At 67.3% G+C, this 15,728-nt stretch carries 18 protein-coding genes; 11 read left to right on the plus strand and 7 right to left on the minus strand.

Annotated elements, in window-relative coordinates; all coding sequences use genetic code 11:
• The first annotated feature begins 101 nt into the window (after positions 1-101).
• Positions 102-1,253 (plus strand): ISAs1 family transposase, encoded by a 1,152-nt coding sequence (locus OG395_RS00410; RefSeq protein ID WP_327241110.1) that lies wholly within the window; start codon positions 102-104, stop codon positions 1,251-1,253.
• A gap of 74 nt (positions 1,254-1,327) precedes the next feature.
• Here OG395_RS00410 and OG395_RS00415 read toward each other — a convergent pair whose 3' ends face one another.
• The 7 genes from OG395_RS00415 to OG395_RS00440 form a co-directional block, all read right to left on the minus strand.
• Entirely contained in the window at positions 1,328-1,501 is a 174-nt protein-coding gene (locus tag OG395_RS00415; protein WP_326793509.1) for a hypothetical protein, read from the minus strand.
• On the minus strand, positions 1,498-1,764 hold the full coding sequence (locus tag OG395_RS57925; RefSeq protein ID WP_442818722.1) for an SAV_6107 family HEPN domain-containing protein: 267 nt from the start codon (positions 1,762-1,764) through the stop codon (positions 1,498-1,500). The genes OG395_RS00415 and OG395_RS57925 overlap by 4 nt, the downstream gene beginning before the upstream one ends.
• 62 nt (positions 1,765-1,826) lie before the next feature.
• Positions 1,827-2,552, minus strand: coding sequence for a GntR family transcriptional regulator (locus OG395_RS00420; protein WP_327241111.1), 726 nt, complete (start codon positions 2,550-2,552; stop codon positions 1,827-1,829).
• The gene (locus OG395_RS00425; RefSeq protein ID WP_326793511.1) at positions 2,549-3,463 is read right to left on the minus strand and encodes a VOC family protein; all 915 of its coding nucleotides are present in this window, start codon (positions 3,461-3,463) and stop codon (positions 2,549-2,551) included. The genes OG395_RS00420 and OG395_RS00425 overlap by 4 nt, the downstream gene beginning before the upstream one ends.
• An 18-nt stretch (positions 3,464-3,481) precedes the next feature.
• The gene (locus tag OG395_RS00430; protein WP_327241112.1) at positions 3,482-4,897 is read right to left on the minus strand and encodes an NAD-dependent succinate-semialdehyde dehydrogenase; all 1,416 of its coding nucleotides are present in this window, start codon (positions 4,895-4,897) and stop codon (positions 3,482-3,484) included.
• Positions 4,894-5,877: an ornithine cyclodeaminase family protein gene (locus tag OG395_RS00435; protein ID WP_327241113.1), complete on the minus strand. Its 984-nt coding sequence runs from the start codon at positions 5,875-5,877 to the stop codon at positions 4,894-4,896. Before OG395_RS00435 ends, OG395_RS00430 begins: the two co-directional genes overlap by 4 nt.
• Positions 5,878-5,879: 2 nt before the next feature.
• Positions 5,880-6,905 carry a dihydrodipicolinate synthase family protein gene (locus OG395_RS00440; protein ID WP_326793514.1) on the minus strand — a complete coding sequence of 342 codons (1,026 nt, stop codon included), beginning with the start codon at positions 6,903-6,905 and terminating at the stop codon, positions 5,880-5,882.
• Positions 6,906-7,238: 333 nt separating this feature from the next.
• Between OG395_RS00440 and OG395_RS00445 the strand changes: the two genes are divergently transcribed.
• From OG395_RS00445 to OG395_RS00490, 10 genes are all read left to right on the plus strand, one after another.
• Positions 7,239-8,021 carry an enoyl-CoA hydratase/isomerase family protein gene (locus OG395_RS00445; RefSeq protein WP_326793515.1) on the plus strand — a complete coding sequence of 261 codons (783 nt, stop codon included), beginning with the start codon at positions 7,239-7,241 and terminating at the stop codon, positions 8,019-8,021.
• Positions 8,018-9,181, plus strand: coding sequence for a CaiB/BaiF CoA transferase family protein (locus OG395_RS00450; RefSeq protein WP_326793516.1), 1,164 nt, complete (start codon positions 8,018-8,020; stop codon positions 9,179-9,181). Before OG395_RS00445 ends, OG395_RS00450 begins: the two co-directional genes overlap by 4 nt.
• Positions 9,178-10,053: a 3-hydroxybutyryl-CoA dehydrogenase gene (locus tag OG395_RS00455; protein WP_326793517.1), complete on the plus strand. Its 876-nt coding sequence runs from the start codon at positions 9,178-9,180 to the stop codon at positions 10,051-10,053. The genes OG395_RS00450 and OG395_RS00455 overlap by 4 nt, the downstream gene beginning before the upstream one ends.
• 76 nt (positions 10,054-10,129) lie before the next feature.
• Positions 10,130-11,113 (plus strand): cyclase family protein, encoded by a 984-nt coding sequence (locus tag OG395_RS00460; protein ID WP_326793518.1) that lies wholly within the window; start codon positions 10,130-10,132, stop codon positions 11,111-11,113.
• 45 nt (positions 11,114-11,158) lie between these two features.
• Positions 11,159-11,851, plus strand: a complete 693-nt coding sequence (locus OG395_RS00465; protein WP_326793519.1) for a GntR family transcriptional regulator — start codon at positions 11,159-11,161, stop codon at positions 11,849-11,851.
• A gap of 161 nt (positions 11,852-12,012) precedes the next feature.
• On the plus strand, positions 12,013-12,357 hold the full coding sequence (locus OG395_RS00470) for a hypothetical protein (protein ID WP_326793520.1): 345 nt from the start codon (positions 12,013-12,015) through the stop codon (positions 12,355-12,357).
• The gene (locus OG395_RS00475) at positions 12,306-13,100 is read left to right on the plus strand and encodes an ABC transporter ATP-binding protein (protein ID WP_326793521.1); all 795 of its coding nucleotides are present in this window, start codon (positions 12,306-12,308) and stop codon (positions 13,098-13,100) included. The genes OG395_RS00470 and OG395_RS00475 overlap by 52 nt, the downstream gene beginning before the upstream one ends.
• A complete protein-coding gene (locus OG395_RS00480) occupies positions 13,097-13,858 on the plus strand; it encodes an ABC transporter ATP-binding protein (protein WP_326793522.1) in 762 nt (253 codons plus the stop codon). The genes OG395_RS00475 and OG395_RS00480 overlap by 4 nt, the downstream gene beginning before the upstream one ends.
• Positions 13,855-14,736 carry a branched-chain amino acid ABC transporter permease gene (locus tag OG395_RS00485; protein ID WP_326793523.1) on the plus strand — a complete coding sequence of 294 codons (882 nt, stop codon included), beginning with the start codon at positions 13,855-13,857 and terminating at the stop codon, positions 14,734-14,736. Before OG395_RS00480 ends, OG395_RS00485 begins: the two co-directional genes overlap by 4 nt.
• Entirely contained in the window at positions 14,733-15,710 is a 978-nt protein-coding gene (locus OG395_RS00490; RefSeq protein ID WP_326793524.1) for a branched-chain amino acid ABC transporter permease, read from the plus strand. Before OG395_RS00485 ends, OG395_RS00490 begins: the two co-directional genes overlap by 4 nt.
• Positions 15,711-15,728: the final 18 nt, after the last annotated feature.

Raw genomic sequence — 15,728 nt, forward strand, 5'->3', positions numbered from 1 at the left:
CATGGTGCTGCAGGGTGTCGAGGGCGACCCGTCACGGAAGCAACGAAACTCCGGTTGAACGGGGTGACCTTCCCAAGTCGCCCTGCTTCGCCGGAGTTTCGATGTGTCGTCAGTCTGCCACCGTCTGTCTGGTCAAGCCGCCCACCCTGGCGGGTGTCGCAGTGCTTCCGCTGGTGGAGCGGTTGCGGTTGCTGCCTGATCCCCGGCGCCGGCGCGGTGTGCGTCACCCGTTCGTGGCGGTGCTGCTGGTCGCTGCCTCGGCGGTGGTGGCAGGCGCCCGGTCGTACGCGGCGATCGGGCAGTGGTCCACCAGCGCCCCGCAGCACACGCTGGCCCGGTTGGGCGCCCGGACCGTAGGCGCGCTGGGCGTGCGCGTTCCGCCGAGCGCTGCCACGATCCGACGGGTCCTCGGCCGTGTCTGCCCGGGCGGCCTGGCCGACCTGACCGGCGCCGATCCCGCAGGCGCACAGTCGGTGGCCGTGGACGGCAAGGCCGCCCGCGGGTCGCGTCACGACCAGAGCCCGGCCGCCCATCTCCTGGCCGCGATGACCGACCAGGGGCGGACCGTCACCCAGCTGCGGGTGCCCGACAAGACCAACGAGATCACCTGCTTCGCCGCCCTGCTGGAGCCCTACGACCTGACCGGGGTCACCGTCACGGCCGATGCTCTGCACACCCAGCGCGCCCACGCGCGCTTCCTGGTCGAGGAGAAGAACGCGCACTACCTGCTGGTGGTCAAGGCCAACCAGCCCGGTCTGCACCGACAGGTGCGGTCACTGCCGTGGAAGGACGTCACCGCACGCCGCTACGACCGCGAGAGGGGCCACGGACGCAAGGAGACCCGCGTCACCAGGGTCCTCACGGTCACCGACCTCGGACTCGACTTCCCCCACGCCGTCCAGGCCGTGCGGATCCTGCGCCACCGCACCGACCTCAAGACCGGCGCGTGCACCCGCCAGACCGTCTACGCGATCACCGACCTGACCTCGCATCAAGCCTCGCCCCAACGCCTGGGCCAACTCGCCAGGTCGCAGTGGACCATCGAGAACCGGCTGCACTTCGTCCGCGACACCACCTTCCGCGAGGACGCCTCGAAGGTTCGGACCGGCCACGGGCCCGACAACATGGCGAGCCTGCGGAACTTGGCGATCAACACGCTCCGCGACGCCGGGCACAGCAACATCGCCGCCGGTCTCCGCCACGCTTCCTACGAACCGTTCACCCGCCCACTCGACCTCTTGGGCATCGCCTGACCGGCGCACTCACAAGATCAAGAGACTTTGCAGCGCCCCTGGCTCTGCCGCCGAGACGGGCTTGGCGGTCCCGCTCAGCTGGTTCGGTGCATGGTTGTGGCACCGCCTCCGTCGCCTGTCTGCACCGCGGGCCTCTTGACGTCGTCGAGCGCCCCCACCTTGCGCACGAACTCCGTAGTGGTACCCCGCAGGTCTGCGGGCTCGTGGCTGTCGACGGCGTCGGCAAGGCCCGCCTCAGCGCGGATCATCTTGACTGTGGTGTTTTGGAATACTCGGCGAACTCTGGAGTGATCTCGGGTAGCAGATCCCATGAGGTTCGGATTCGTGCGCGGCGTCCGATTCGGTGTTCGGGTCGTTGCTTGGCAGTCACCACGGCGGCTGCGGCCTGAAGCGGCGCTAAGTAGGGTCGGGGACGGGCGGGGTGGCTGCCGCTCCGTTTCCAGGCCCCGAACTTACTGAGGTGTCTCTTGCAGATGAGGCCGCCGGTGAGAGGGACGTGGGTGTCGTGCAGGTCGAGGCATCCTTCTCAGCCGACGGTCAGGCGGTTGAAGTGGTGCAGAAGCGAGCCCACGCTCAGGATGAGTTGAGGCGCCGTTTCAGCGCCCAGGCCCGTGCTGTCAGGTGAACCGACATCGCGTTGGCCGCGAGGTCCGCATCGCCGGTGCGGATCGCGGCCAGAATAGCGCGGTGCTCAAGGTGTGTCTGTCGGAGGCTGGTCGGTATCGCCCCGCCCAGGAAGATCACGTAGGCCGACGTTGCGGTCTGCTCCGCGTCGATAAGCCGGGCCAGTCGACGATTGCCCGCCTTCTCGGCCAGGAATGTGTGGAACTGAGCGTTGAGGGACAGGAATGCGTTCTCCTCCGGGGGAGGCGCCTCCATCTGATCCTGGAGTTTCTCAAGTCGCGCCAAGTCGTCGCTGCCCAGGCCCGGCGTGGCGAGCCGGACGGCGAGTGACTCCAGAGCAGCCCGGATGCTGTACACCTCTACCAGGTCCTCAACGGACGGCGCGAAAACACGGACCCCGCGCCGCCCGTCCCAGTGGATGAGGCCCAGGTGTTCGAGGAGGTAGAACGCCTCGCGGACGGACGTGCCGCTGACCCCGAGCCGTGTGGCGATCTCGCCTTGGACGAGTCGGGTCCCGGCCGGTAGGCGCCCCTGCCGAATCTCGGCCTTCAGCTGTGCGGCGACTTGCTCCACCACTGAGGCTTGGAGGGAATCGGCAGCCTTCTCAGCTTCGGGTTTCGGGGGAGTCACCATAGGCCTCATTCTCCCACTCTCTGCGCGCCGGCGATCGGTCACACTGGGGAGGGAGTCCAAAGCCGCCGATCCGGGTCATTCAGGGCGTATGGTATGTACTCCTCGAAATTTCCGCCGGTGCCCCACAGGTCGCTCTCCTCCGGCGTCGTCTCGAAGCACCGGGGGACCCAGTTCTCCTCGTCCTTGATGACCTCGAGGTCGGTCGTGTATTCGCACACGTTACCGTTGGGGTCGCTGAAGTAGGAGAAGGTGTTGTTGCCAGGGCCATGCCGCCCGGGGCCCCACAGCGGGGCCAGACCGTGGCGCATCATGCGTCCGGTTCCACGCATGTACTCATCGAGCCCTCGCATTTCGAAGGAGACGTGGTTCAGGGAGACGTGGGGGCCCTGGGTGATGGCGATGATGTGGTGCGCGGGGCCGACTCGCATGAAGCACATGAAGCTGCTGAGCCAGTCGGTCAGTTTGAATCCGAGACTGTCCTCGTAGAACTTCTTGGTGGCTAGGATGTTGTCGGTGTTGATCACTACATGGCTGAGCTTGACCGGGATGGACTCTCCAGATTCCAACTGCCGAGCCGTCCGTTCCTCCACCCCGGCCGAGATCTCGACGAGGCGTCCGTCGCAGTCGAAGAACCGGAATCCGTAGCCACCGCCGGGCGTCTGGAGGGAGTGAGGCTGGGAGTCGAGGCGGATTCCCTTGCGCAGGAGGCTGTCGGCGAGGGTATCCACGTCCGCCTCCGTGCGAACGCCGAAGGCAAGGATTTCGAAGTGCTTCTCGGCGCCCTGGCGAAGACGGAGAACGTAGGGCTCGGTGCTACCTTCCGCGGCGTAGAACGCCACCCCGCTGTCACGAGCGACCTCGGTCAGCCCCCAGATGCCTCCGTAAAAGTCACAGGCCTGCTTGAAGTTCGATACTTCTTGTGCCGCATAGCGGACGTGCGTGATCAGCGACATCGATAATCACTCGTCTCCCTATCGGGGGCTGGAGGTGAGGGTAACGGTCTGGATGTTGGTGAACTCCCGGACGCCGAACTGCGACAGCTCACGGCCGAGGCCGCTGCGCTTGATCCCCCCAAAGGGGAGGCGCGCGTCGGATGCGACGATGGCGTTGACGAACACCATGCCGGCCTCGATCTCGGCGCTCAGGAGTCTGGCGCGGTCCAGGTCGGCGGTCCAGAGGCTGGCGCCGAGCCCGAGGTCGATGTCGTTGGCCGCGGCCACCGCCGCCGCTTCGTCGGGAACCACCATTACGCCGGTCAGGGGGCCGAAGGTCTCCTCGCTGAAGACCGGCATCGTCGCGGTGACATCGGTGAGGACGGTGGGCTGGTACCACCAGCCGGGGCGGTCCATGGGCCGGCCGCCCACCAGGACGCGCGCACCCTGCTCGATCGACTCGTTCTGCTGGCGGATGAGTTGGTCACGCAGATCACGCCGGGCGAGTGGGCCGATGTCGGTGGCGGGATCCGTAGGGTCGCCGACGCGCAACGCGGCCACTGCCGCGCGGAACCGCTCCAGGAACTGTGCCGCCACCGACTCGACGACGATGATGCGCTTTCCGGCGATGCAGGACTGCCCGTTGTTCTGCATCCGGGCGCGGCAGGCGGCCTGGGCGGCAGCCTCGATGTCGGCGTCCTGCAGCACGATGAACGGATCGGAGCCGCCCAACTCGAGGACCACCTTCTTGACGTGTGCGCCCGCGGTGGCACCGACCGCGCGGCCTGCTCCGACGCTGCCGGTCAGTGTCACAGCGGAGATGCGCGGATCGGTGATGGCTCGCTCGGCGAGTTCCGTATCCATCAGCACGGCGCTGACAACGCCTGGAGCGAAGTCCGCGGCGAGGAACAGTTCTTCGATGACGAGCGCGCACTTGCTGACGTTGGGAGCGTGCTTCAGGAGCACGCAGTTGCCAGCCAGGAGTGCCGGGATCCCGGCTCTGAAGAATTGCCAGAGCGGGTAGTTCCACGGCATGATCGCCAGCACGGTGCCCAACGGACGGAAAGCGACGAAGGCATCGTCGTAGGGAGAAACCATCGGCTGGGGCATCAGCATCGAGGGGGCGTTGTCGGCCAGCCAGTTGGTCGACCACACGCACTTGTCCACCTCCGCCAGCGCCTCGGTGATGGGCTTGCCCATCTCCTCGGTGAGAAGGGCGGCGAGCTCCTTCCGACGCGTGCGGACCTGGTCGGCTACCCCGCGCACCAGCGCGGCGCGATGCTCGACGGACGTCCTGCGCCACCTCGTGAATGCTGTGGCTGCCTGATCCAGCATTTCCTCGACGGCGGGCCAGTCGGCCGTGTCGTGAGCAGCGATGAGTTTGCCGGTCGCCGGATTCCGGGAGACGAAGGCCCGGGCGTTGGTGAGGACGGCGGCATCCTTAGCAGTGGTCATGAAGCCATCACCGCCACCTGGTGGTAGTCCGCGAGGAAGGCGAGGGATTCCGACCGGCCTTCCAGGGCGCGATACACGAACGCTGCGAGGGCGAGATCCTGCAGCGGCGACCCGACCGACTTGTACAAGGTGCGTTCGCTGTCAGCGCGAGCGCGGCCCACGCCGGCTACGACGTCGCCGAGTAGGGCGATGCGCTCTCGGTCGAGAAAGCCCGCTTTGTCGGCGGCGATCGCATCCCCGGACTCGTGCAGTAGCAGGGCTGTGTCGATGACGATGCGGTCGACTGCGGACCAGGTGTGCTCGTCGATCTCCCGCTGCGACGGCAATGTCGACCCGATGGAGTTGACGTGCACCCCCGGCCGCGTCAGCCAGTTGCCGGCGAACGCAGGGCCGCGCGTGCCGGTGTTCGTGGCGACCGCGATGATGTCGGCATCGGCCACCGCGGCTGTGGGTTCGTCGGCAGTCCTGGCTTCAATCCCTTCGGCCCGTAGTTCAGAGGCCAGGCTTTCGCGTCGCTCGACGCGAGGACTGAAGATGACCACGGACTCGATGGGGCGTACGGCGCGGATCGCCTCGATCTGGGTGCGCGCCTCCGAGCCGGAACCGATCACTCCCAGCTTCCGGGCGTCCTTGCGGGCCAGAACATCGGCGGCCAGGCCGCCGCATGCGCCGGTGCGCAGGGCAGTCAGGTGGTTTGCGTCGATCATGGCCAGGTTCTCGCCGGACTCCTGGTCGATCAGGTGGTAGGTGTAGCGCACCTGACCGTTGCACCGGTGGAACTCCTTGTACCCGGCGAGGCCACAGGACGGCCAGGACGCGGCCATGAGCCGGAGGAAGCCGGTGGGCAGGGGAATGTTGACCCGGGCGGCCTCCACGATGTCGCCCTGGGCGAAGCTCAGGTAGGCGCTTCGTAGCTGTTCGATCGCCGTCGACATGTCGATGGTTTGCCGGACGGTGGCGTCGTCGATGATCACAGTCATGGTCAGTCCTTCGGGTTCCGGCCGATGAAGAACTCGGCGTCGTCTCCGGGGGCGGGCTCGATGCCCGAGGCGAGCAGCGCCGAACGGGCCTGGCGCATCTGGGCATCGCTGATCCGCGGGGCGGGAGGGCGGACCGGTCCTCCGTTGAATCCGGTGAGCCAGCCCTGGTACTTCCAGACGAGCCGGTTGATCAGGTTCGATCCGGCCATGTACTCCGCGGTGAGCGAGATGTTCGCTTGACGGGCCGGGTGGATCTGCCAGTAGATCTCCATGCCCTCGTCGACCTTGCCGGTACGCAGGAGTTCGAAGTACTCGGCGACCTTGGGACCGGCGTACTCGTAATTGGCGGTGCCGAGGAACTGCATCCCGAATGCCGACGTCCAGGCCGGCGCGTTCTGCTCGAACGGATCGCTGACAACGACCTCGTCACGGAATCGTGTGAAGACCTCACCGATGCCGCCGACGCCGGGCAGGCCGATCTCGTTCTTGATCGCGACGACGTTCGGCACCTCGTCCACCAGCCGTCGCATCAGCCGCGGCGAGAATCCGCTCGGGTGCAGGCGGGCGAAGTTCCAGTGGTGGATGGTGAACAGCATGATCCCGAGGTTGGTCGCGTCCGCGATCGCCTTGGTGAACGCGAACACCTCGTCCTCCGTCTGAGGGTAGAACGTGGCGGGATAGGACGGCATGATCATGTCGACGCCGGCCTTCTCGGCGTAACGGACCATGTCGGTGATCGCGTCCAGGGTCGGGAAGGACGTGTGCAGCATGGTCCGCAGGCCGACGTTGCGTCCCTCATCGACTGCGATGTCGATGACCCGTCGGAACTCCTCCAGGGTCGTCCCTGTCTCAGGGACAAGCAGCGTGCCCCAGTAGCCGTACTCCTTTGACAGCCGCACGTCGTGGCGGATCGCCGCCTCGTTGATGTCGGCCAGACTGCTGGTCATTGTCGGCAGCAGACACCCGCAGATGCCCACCATGTCCTGCCGGGCCCAGGCCCGGGCGTCGCCTCGTTCATACGTTGCCACGACTCTCCTCGATTATGCATCGAACCATTTCGGGGGTGCACTCAGTCGAGCAGTGAACTTCTGGGGAAGTCAAGGGTGGCGGAAGCGTTAAATCCGAACAAAGCAGTGTGACCTGCACCACCCTGGCGGAAGCATGGTCGATTATGCATACTGGCCGGAGGGCCTGACTGTGCGGTCGAGGTGCCGCCAAGCCGCGTTCGCACCACATACCGCAACGAGCCGCCTTACGGGCGGTGCTGCCGACCGCGACGGCACCGCCCGGCCGCCGAGCCCCTGAGACAGGCTCCACCCGATATTTGCTCGATCCGAGCAATGCAAGGAGACCGACCTCCCATGCCCGATCTCGAGTACGAAGTCACCGATCAGGTGGCCACCATCCGTCTCAACCGACCGGCACAACGCAACGCGTTCACCTTGCCCATGGTCGACGAGTGGGCCGAACGGCTCGCTGAAGCCCAGAGGGACCACAGGGTCCACGTCATCGTGGTCACAGGCACCGGCGAGGGCTTCTGCTCGGGAATCGACCTGTCCTGGCTCGACGACACCGAGCAGAGCCCACTGGAGCGCAAGCAGACCCTCACCGACCACATCCATCGGGTTCCGCTCGCCCTCGAAACCATCGACAAGCCCGTCATCGCTGCCGTCAATGGGGCTGCCGTCGGCGCCGGGCTCGACATGGCGCTCATGTGTGACCTGCGCCTGGCGTCCACGACCGCACGGATGGCGATGTCCTACGTCAAGGTCGGCCTGGTCCCGGGAGACGGCGGATGCTGGCTGCTCCCTCGCCTGATCGGGCTGCCGCGCGCGCTGGAGCTGCTGTGGACCGGCGACACGATCACCGCCGAACACGCCGAGCGGCTGGGCATGGTCAACAGTGTTCACCCCCCGGAAAACTTGCTCGACGCAACCTATGAACTGGCCGCCCGACTGGCTGCAGGGCCACAGATCGCCCTGCGCATGATCAAGCGCACCACCTACCAGTCGCAGCGCATCGACTTCCGTACGAGCCTGGACCTCGTTTCGTCGCACATGGGAATCGTGCGCAGCACCGCCGATTCAGTGGAGGCGTATCGCAGCTTCGTCGAGAAGCGCTCACCGAAGTTCACGGGCCGATGACCGCGTTCTCCGGACTGCGAATCGCAGACTTCTCACGAATCCTGGCAGGCCCTTTCGCGACGATGCTGCTCGCCGACTTCGGCACCGAGGTCATCAAAATCGAGCGGCCAGGCGGAGGCGACGACACCCGATCGTGGGGACCGCCCTACGCGTCCGACGGCTCGGCCACCTACTTCCTCTCCGTCAACCGCAACAAGCACAGCGTGGTCCTCGACCTGGCCTCAGCCCAGGGGCGACGGCAGGCCCAGGACCTGGCAGTCGAGGCCGGCATCGTGGTGGAGAACTTCCGCCCGGGAGTGATGGACCGCCTTGGCCTGGGTTACGAAGACCTCGTTGCGCTCCGTCCCGACCTGATCTACTGCTCCATCAGCGCCTTCGGATCGGGAGCCGGAGCCCGGCTGCCCGGCTACGACTTGATCGTTCAGGCGGCAGGCGGCCTGATGAGCATCACCGGGCCCCGGGACGGCGAGCCGCAGAAGGTCGGTGTTGCGGTCGTCGACGTCATCACCGGCCTTTTCGCTGCTCTCGGTATCGCAGCCGCAGTACGGCACCGGGAGCAGACGGGCGAGGGGCAGAGGATCGAGGTCGACCTGCTCAGCTGTGCCCTGTCCGCTCTCACCAATCAGGCGGCCGGCTACACCGCCGGTGGTGTGGTGCCCACACGGCTCGGCAACGAGCATCCGTCGATCGCACCGTACGAGACGCTGCCCACCGGCGACGGTGAGTTGGCTGTCGCGGTGGGCAACGACAAGCAGTTCCGCTCCATGTGCGAGGTTCTGCAGTCGCCGGGAATGGCCGACGACCCCCGCTTCGCCACGAACCCCGCCCGCGTAGCACATCGGGCAGCACTGCGCGAGGAACTGGCCGCTCGCCTGTCGCTCGGCCCGACGGCCGAATGGGTCGACCGGCTCAGTCGCGCGGGGGTACCGGCCGGGCCGGTCAACGACCTCGCCGCGGCGTTCGACTTCGCGCGGTCGCTGGGGCTTGAACCGACCGTCGACATCGGGGGCACCACACTGCCCCGCAACCCCCTTCGGATGGAGAAGACGCCTGCGAGTTATCGCCTGCCCCCGCCGCGCCTTGCCGGAAGCGACGATCCGTGTCCCCCATCGACGACGGAAGCGGACGGCCAGCACAGGGCAACGGGGAAAAACCCATGACCAGGACAGCAGACACCATCCAGAGGGTGGGGATCGTCGGCGCCGGCTTGATGGGCGCGGGCATCGCGGAGGTCTGTGCCCGCGCCGGCCTGGACGTGCGCGTCCACGAGAGCGACAGGTCAACCGCCCGCGCAGGCCGTGACCGTATCGCTCGGTCCCTCGCCCGTGCTGAGAAGGCAGGGAAGCTCAGTGCCGAGGAACGCGAGCAGGCGTACGCGCGAATCGGTGTCGACACCGACATCGACCAACTCGGCCCGTGCGACCTCGTAGTGGAAGCGGTCAGTGAGAACGCGGACGCGAAGGTGAGGGTCTTCCGCCAGCTCGATGAGGTGGTCACCCGGCCGGACGCGTTGCTGGCGAGCAACACCTCCTCCATACCGATCACGAAGATCGCCATGGCGACACGCCGAGCCGACCGCGTGATCGGGCTGCACTTCTTCAATCCCGTGCCGGTGCTCCGTCTGGTCGAGGTCGTGCCCTCCCTGCTCACGTCGCAGGACACGATTGCCAGAGGGCGAGCCTTCGTGACCGACACGCTCGGCAAGACCGTCATCACGTCGCAGGACCGAGCGGGCTTCGTCGTCAACTCGCTGCTGGTTCCGTACATCCTCGCAGCCATCAGGATGCTCGACTCGGGGGTTGCGAGCGCGGAAGACATCGACAGCGGGATGATGCTCGGCTGCGCGCATCCCATGGGGCCTCTCCGCCTCGCAGACCTCATCGGCCTCGACACGGTGAAGGCCATAGCCGAGGCCATGCATGCGGAGTTTGCAGAGCCGCTCTACTCCCCGGCACCCCTGCTCCTACGGATGGTCGAGGCAGGCCTAGTCGGCAAGAAGGCCGACCGGGGCTTCTACGACTACCGGCCCTAAGTGCCCCCGTGGCGCAGCCCATTGCATCAGCGTCACGCGATCGAACCCTGAAGCAGACCGACGAAAGGGATAAATCATGGAAAAGGCGCGTCAACTGGACGTAATCGCGGCACGGGCAGTGACGCCCGGCCGGGTCACCGCGAGCCCTTTCGGCCCGGCCGACGAGATCGGGATGCTCAACCTCATGACCGACGAGTCGCGGGCAGCGGCGTGGACAGCCGCCGACCCGACGTCGATCTACGATCTCTCCGTCGACTACCACGTGGGTATGCCCTCCTGGGCCGGTCTCGGGGATCCGACCTACCAGATCTGGATGTCCCACACCCCGGTCGGCAGCGTCAATGAGGACGTCCTCAACCTGGGGGAGGAACAGAACCGCCACGTCACCTACTCCGGTGACTGCATCGCGATGTACACGCACACCGGCACCCACCTCGACGCGCTCAACCACTTCGGACTGGACGGCGAGGTCTGGAACAACGTCCGAGCCGACCGTGATCTCGGCAGCCGCCATTGGCTGAAGAACGGAGCCGACCGGCACCCGCCGGTGATCGCCCGTGGCGTCCTGCTGGACGTCGCGGCGGCCGCGGGCGTGGACGTGCTGCCCGACTCCCACCGCATTACCGCTGAGGAACTCCAGGAGGTCATGGATCGGCAGGGCTCGCATATCCAGGTCGGGGACGTTGTCCTCATCCGGACGGGGCGTATGCATCTGTGGCACGACGGTTCCCGTTACCTGCACAATGAGGCCGGCCTCGACCGCGGCGCGGCCGAACTTCTTGCCGAGGCAGGGGCGATGATCATCGGTGCGGACAACGTGGCGCTGGAAGTGATGCCCAGTGTCGATCCGACGAACTGGCATCCGGTGCACACCTACCTGCTTGGTGAGTGCGGCATCCCCATCATGGAGAATGTGTATTTGGAAGACATCGCTGCGGCACAGCTCTGGGAGTTCGTCCTCGTGGGGGCGGGCCTCCGGCTGCGTGGTGCGACCGCATCGCCCATGCGTCCTCTGGCCTTTCCCCTCCTGCGTGACGCGACCATCGCTGGAAACGAGTAGCCATATGTCCGCCAACGCTGGACACCCGCCCCTGAAAGGTGAAACGTGACCGACGCAGCCCGCACACGGCCGACCGTCGCCGAGCAGGTTGCCAAGATCCTGCGGGACGAGATACAGCATGGTCAGCTCGCTCCAGGGTCACCACTGCGACAGAACGAGATCGCTGCCCGACTAAGAGTAAGCAGCACTCCCGTGCGCGAGGCCTTCCAGATCCTTGAGCGCTCCGGCCTCGTCGTCCGGGAAGGACGGCGGGGCGTGCAAGTCTTCCGCCCCTCCGTGTCCGATCTGGTCAACGGCTACGAAGTGCGCATCGCATTGGAGTCAATGGCCGCAGGGCTCGCGGCCGAGCGCTTGACCAATGCCGCCCATGAGCACCTTGCTGCGACGGTCGCGCGCATGCACCAGGAACCTGTACCTCCAGATGAGTACCTGCGTCTCAACGCCGATTTCCATGCACAAATCGCTCGGGGATCGGGAAATCCGCGTCTGGAGGAACTCGTCATCACCGAGCAGGCAGCCGTGGCGACCTACATCTCATTCCTGGGCGTTGACCCATCCAGTGCGCATGAAGCCCAAGAGGAGCACGAAGCTGTTCTGTATGCCATCGCCCGTGGAGACTCCGCTGGTGCCGTTGAGGCCATGCGCCTGCACCTCCAGAAACGGGTGAATGCTCTCCGTATTCGCCTCAGCGGCGCCGCCGAAAATGACCAGGAAGTTGTTACGCCGGCGGCCCGTTGACCGGAGGTAGGGCCGAATTCCGCGCTCACAGGCGCAGGTACTTTGCGGTGGCGTTTTCACCGACAGCTACGGTCCTGGGCTGGCCGCCGGGCCGCCTGTTTGGTGCGCGATGGGCAGACCGCAGCTGACGTCTCGGTGTCCTGGACGCCGGTGCGCGGGGAATGGCGAGTCCCCGCCCCCGCCTGGAGTGCATGGACCTCGCCGCCGACCCGTACTCGTTCCACGAGTACGGCTACCGACGCTTCGTACAGAAGATCAAGGACGCCGTCGATCCGAACGGCATCCTCGCTCACGGGCGGCATGGCATCTGGCCGGCCCAGTACCGCGGTGGCCGCATGACCTTCCACCGCACTTTCTCCACGGCTGCTGAACCCGAGCGATCCGCTCTCCAGGTGGCACCGCCGGTGCCCCGATCACGAATCATCACCTCACGCAAAGAAGGATGGTGCCGCCGATGGCCGATCCAGTCCATGACACAGCCCTGCGCGTCGACGCGCTGGGAGTGAGTTTCCGGGGGGTGCAAGCCCTCCGCGATGTCTCCTTCTCGATCCCGGCCGGCGGTGTCTCGGCGGTGATCGGCCCCAACGGGGCGGGAAAGACCACGCTGTTCAACTGCGTCAGTGGTGTCGTCCGGCACACCGGCACCGTCGAACTCGAAGGACGCGACCTGAGCCGGCTGCACGCCGACCGCCGCGCCGCGCTGGGCATCGCGCGCACCTTCCAGACACCGCTGCTCGTGCCCGACCTCTCCGCGCTCGACAATGTCCTCCTCGGTGCCCACTCCAGGATGAAGGGCGGGCTGACGCAAGCGATCCTGCGGCTGCCCTCGATTGTACGGGCCGAGCGGACGATGCGCGGACGGGCGTCCGAACTGCTGGAGCGCCTCGGACTGCCCGCCGCAGGCATCAGGCCCGCAGGTAGCCTCCCGCACGGTGACCGCCGCAGGGTCGAGGTGGCGAGGGCGCTGATCGGCGAACCCCGGCTGCTGCTCCTCGACGAACCGGCAGCCGGTCTCGGTGCGGACGAGGCCGCCGACCTGCTGAGCGACGTCGAAGCGTTCGCGGCGGAAATCGGGATGACCTGCGTGCTCGTCGAGCACGACGTGGGGCTCGTGATGCGGGTCTCACGCCACGTCGTTGTCCTCGACGCGGGGCAGCTCCTGGTTGCCGGATCCCCGTCCGACGTTGCCGCCGACGAGCAGGTGATCGCCGCCTACCTCGGCGACGACTGGTCGGAGGTGACGGTATGACAGCCGTACTGCTCGAAACCCGTGGCCTCGTTGCGAGGTACGGCTCCGTGGAGGTGCTGCACGGGATCGACATCACCGTGTCGCAAGGGGAGACCGTGGTACTCCTCGGCCCGAACGGGGCCGGCAAGACGACCATGCTCCGAGCGATCTCCCGAACGGTGCCGACCCACGGCGCCATCGAGTTCGGCGCCGCGGACATCACCGGCCTGAGCGCCGCGCGCACCGCCCGCGCGGGCATCGGGCACGTGCCCGACGGGCGGGGCACGTTCGTCGACCTCACCGTGGAGGAGAACCTCCGCCTCGGCGCGCTGGCCCGCCCGCGCGACCGACGAGCGCTCACCCGACAGGACCTCGACCTGGTCTATGACACCTTCCCCGTTCTCGCCGAAATGCGGCCTCGCGCCGCCGGCCTGCTCTCCGGCGGACAACAGCAGATGCTCGCGATCGGCCGCGCGCTGATGGCCAGGCCCCGGCTGCTGCTCATCGACGAGCCGTCGCTGGGCCTCGCCCCCCTGCTCACCCGCCAGCTGTTCGACGTACTGACCCGGATCAAGGAGGAGTGGATGACGTCGCTGCTGATCGCCGAACAGAACGCCCGGCTCTCCCTGGAGATCGCCGAACGCGTGATCGTCCTGACCGGAGGGCGGGTTGCCGCCGCCGGGCGGGCCGAGGAGTTCCGCGACGGCGGCCTGATCAGGCGCGCATACCTGGGCGGCAGCACTGAGGGTGGCGCGGAAGCGATCGGAGTCAAGCAATGACAGAACTGCTCCAACAGATGGTGGACGGGCTCAGCTCGGGACTGGTCTACGGCATCCTCGCGCTCGCGCTCAGCGTCGTCTTCCAGGGCACCGGCATGCTCAACTTCGCCCAAGGCGAGATGGCGACCCTCTCCGCCTACCTTACGCTCGTACTCCTCACTGCGGGCCTGTCCTTCTGGACGGCGGTGCCCCTGATCGTCGTCCTGTCCGCGGCAGGTGGAGCGCTCGTCGAGCGGGTGCTGGTCCGGCGCGTCGAGGGCGCGGGCGAGCTCCCGCTGCTCACCCTCAGCGTCGCCCTGCTGCTCGGTCTCAACGCCCTGATGACGATCATCTGGAGCACCAACCCGCGGACCTTCCCGAGCCCTTTCGGCAAGGGACTGATCGAGTTCGCGGGACTGCGGATGACAGCCCAGCAGCTGGGCTCGCTCCTCACCCTGCTCGCCGTCATGGCCGCCACCTCGCTCCTGTTCAACCGGACCAGCGTGGGCCTGCGGCTGCGCGCCGTTGCGCAGAACCCCGCCTCCGCCACCGTGCTCGGCCAGCACCAGGGGCTCTGGCTCATGATCGGCTGGGCCGTCGCCGCGGGCGTCGGCGCCTTCGCGGCCGTCGTCGCGGCCCCGGTCCTCACCCTCACACCGGGGATGATGACCTTCCCGCTGCTCCTGGCCCTGGCCGCTGGCACGCTTGGCGGCCTGTCGAGCCGCGTGGGCGCGGTCGTCGGCGGTGTACTCATCGGCATCTCCAACGGACTGGCCGGCCGGTACGTGCCCGGCCTCGATGGCGACCTCGCGGTCGTCGCCCCCTTCTTGCTGACCGCCGTCGTCGTGACGCTGCGGCCGGCCGGGATCTTCGGCAGGACGAGGACGGTACGGGTATGAACACGCTGCGCCGCTACGCCGTCCCCACAGGCTGGAGTGCCGCCCTCCTGACCGGACTCGTCGTCCCCTTCGTCGTGTCCGACTACGACCTCCTCGATCTCACCCGCGTCCTCACGATCGCCATGGCCGTAGCCGGACTCAACCTCCTGCTCGGTCACTCCGGCCAGATCAGCGTCGGCCACGGCGCCGTGTTCGGCCTCGGCGGATACGCGGCCTTCATCGCCGTGGCCGCATACGACTGGCCGTGGGCGGCCGCCGTGCTCCTCGCCGGTGTCCTGTGCCTGGTGTTCGGTCTCCTGATCGGCGTCCTCGCCCTGAAGATGGGCGGCGCCAATCTTGGACTGCTCACCATCGCCGTGGCCGCCGTCTTCCCCCTCGTCCTCATCCGACTGAAGTCCCTGACGGGGGGGACCTTCGGCCTCTCGCTCGCGCACTCCGGCATCGAGCCGCCCGCCGGACTCGGCCTCACCGCGGCGCAGTTCGGGTTCCTCGTCTGCCTGCTCATCCTCGCCCTGACGCTGCTCGCCCTACACAACCTGGTGACCGGACGGACCGGCAGGTCGCTGGCCGCCGTTCGCACCAGCCCCCTGCTCGCGGCGGCCAACGGCGTGAACGTCAACCGGACGAAGCTCATGGCCTTCGCCGTCAGCTCGGCCGCTGCCGGAATCGGTGGCGCGCTCTACGCGCTCGTCACGGCGATCGCCGTGCCGGACAGCTATCAGATCACGCTGTCCATCACCCTGCTCGCGGCCAGTGTCGTCGGCGGCAGCCGGACCTGGGCCGGCGCGGTCGCCGGCGCAGCGATCGTCGTTTACCTGCCCACACTCGCCGAGAACGTCGCCGGCGGCGAGACCGCGGGCAACTGGGCCCAACTCGTCTACGCCTGCGGTCTCGTCCTCGCCCTGGTCCTCGCGCCGGCCGGCCTCATCGGCGGCCTCACGGGCCTCGTCCGCCGGATCTCGCGCACCCACTGAGTGTCCCCACCTTCGATA

Origin of the sequence: Streptomyces sp. NBC_01320, assembly GCF_035974375.1 — a bacterium.
GTDB classification, from domain to species: Bacteria; Actinomycetota; Actinomycetes; order Streptomycetales; family Streptomycetaceae; genus Streptomyces; species Streptomyces yanii.

Excerpts from the sequence above, each read along its gene's own strand:
- OG395_RS00460 (WP_326793518.1), top strand. The coding sequence starts at position 10,130 with ATGGAAAAGGCGCGTCAACTGGACGTAATCGCGGCACGGGCAGTGACG.
- OG395_RS00485 (WP_326793523.1), top strand. The coding sequence starts at position 13,855 with ATGACAGAACTGCTCCAACAGATGGTGGACGGGCTCAGCTCGGGACTG.
- OG395_RS00415 (WP_326793509.1), bottom strand. The coding sequence starts at position 1,501 with ATGATCCGCGCTGAGGCGGGCCTTGCCGACGCCGTCGACAGCCACGAG.
- OG395_RS00435 (WP_327241113.1), bottom strand. The coding sequence starts at position 5,877 with ATGACTGTGATCATCGACGACGCCACCGTCCGGCAAACCATCGACATG.
- OG395_RS00455 (WP_326793517.1), top strand. The coding sequence starts at position 9,178 with ATGACCAGGACAGCAGACACCATCCAGAGGGTGGGGATCGTCGGCGCC.
- OG395_RS00425 (WP_326793511.1), bottom strand. The coding sequence starts at position 3,463 with ATGTCGCTGATCACGCACGTCCGCTATGCGGCACAAGAAGTATCGAAC.
- OG395_RS00475 (WP_326793521.1), top strand. The coding sequence starts at position 12,306 with ATGGCCGATCCAGTCCATGACACAGCCCTGCGCGTCGACGCGCTGGGA.
- OG395_RS00410 (WP_327241110.1), top strand. The coding sequence starts at position 102 with ATGTGTCGTCAGTCTGCCACCGTCTGTCTGGTCAAGCCGCCCACCCTG.
- OG395_RS00430 (WP_327241112.1), bottom strand. The coding sequence starts at position 4,897 with ATGACCACTGCTAAGGATGCCGCCGTCCTCACCAACGCCCGGGCCTTC.
- OG395_RS00490 (WP_326793524.1), top strand. The coding sequence starts at position 14,733 with ATGAACACGCTGCGCCGCTACGCCGTCCCCACAGGCTGGAGTGCCGCC.
- OG395_RS00450 (WP_326793516.1), top strand. The coding sequence starts at position 8,018 with ATGACCGCGTTCTCCGGACTGCGAATCGCAGACTTCTCACGAATCCTG.
- OG395_RS00445 (WP_326793515.1), top strand. The coding sequence starts at position 7,239 with ATGCCCGATCTCGAGTACGAAGTCACCGATCAGGTGGCCACCATCCGT.
- OG395_RS00470 (WP_326793520.1), top strand. The coding sequence starts at position 12,013 with ATGGCGAGTCCCCGCCCCCGCCTGGAGTGCATGGACCTCGCCGCCGAC.
- OG395_RS00480 (WP_326793522.1), top strand. The coding sequence starts at position 13,097 with ATGACAGCCGTACTGCTCGAAACCCGTGGCCTCGTTGCGAGGTACGGC.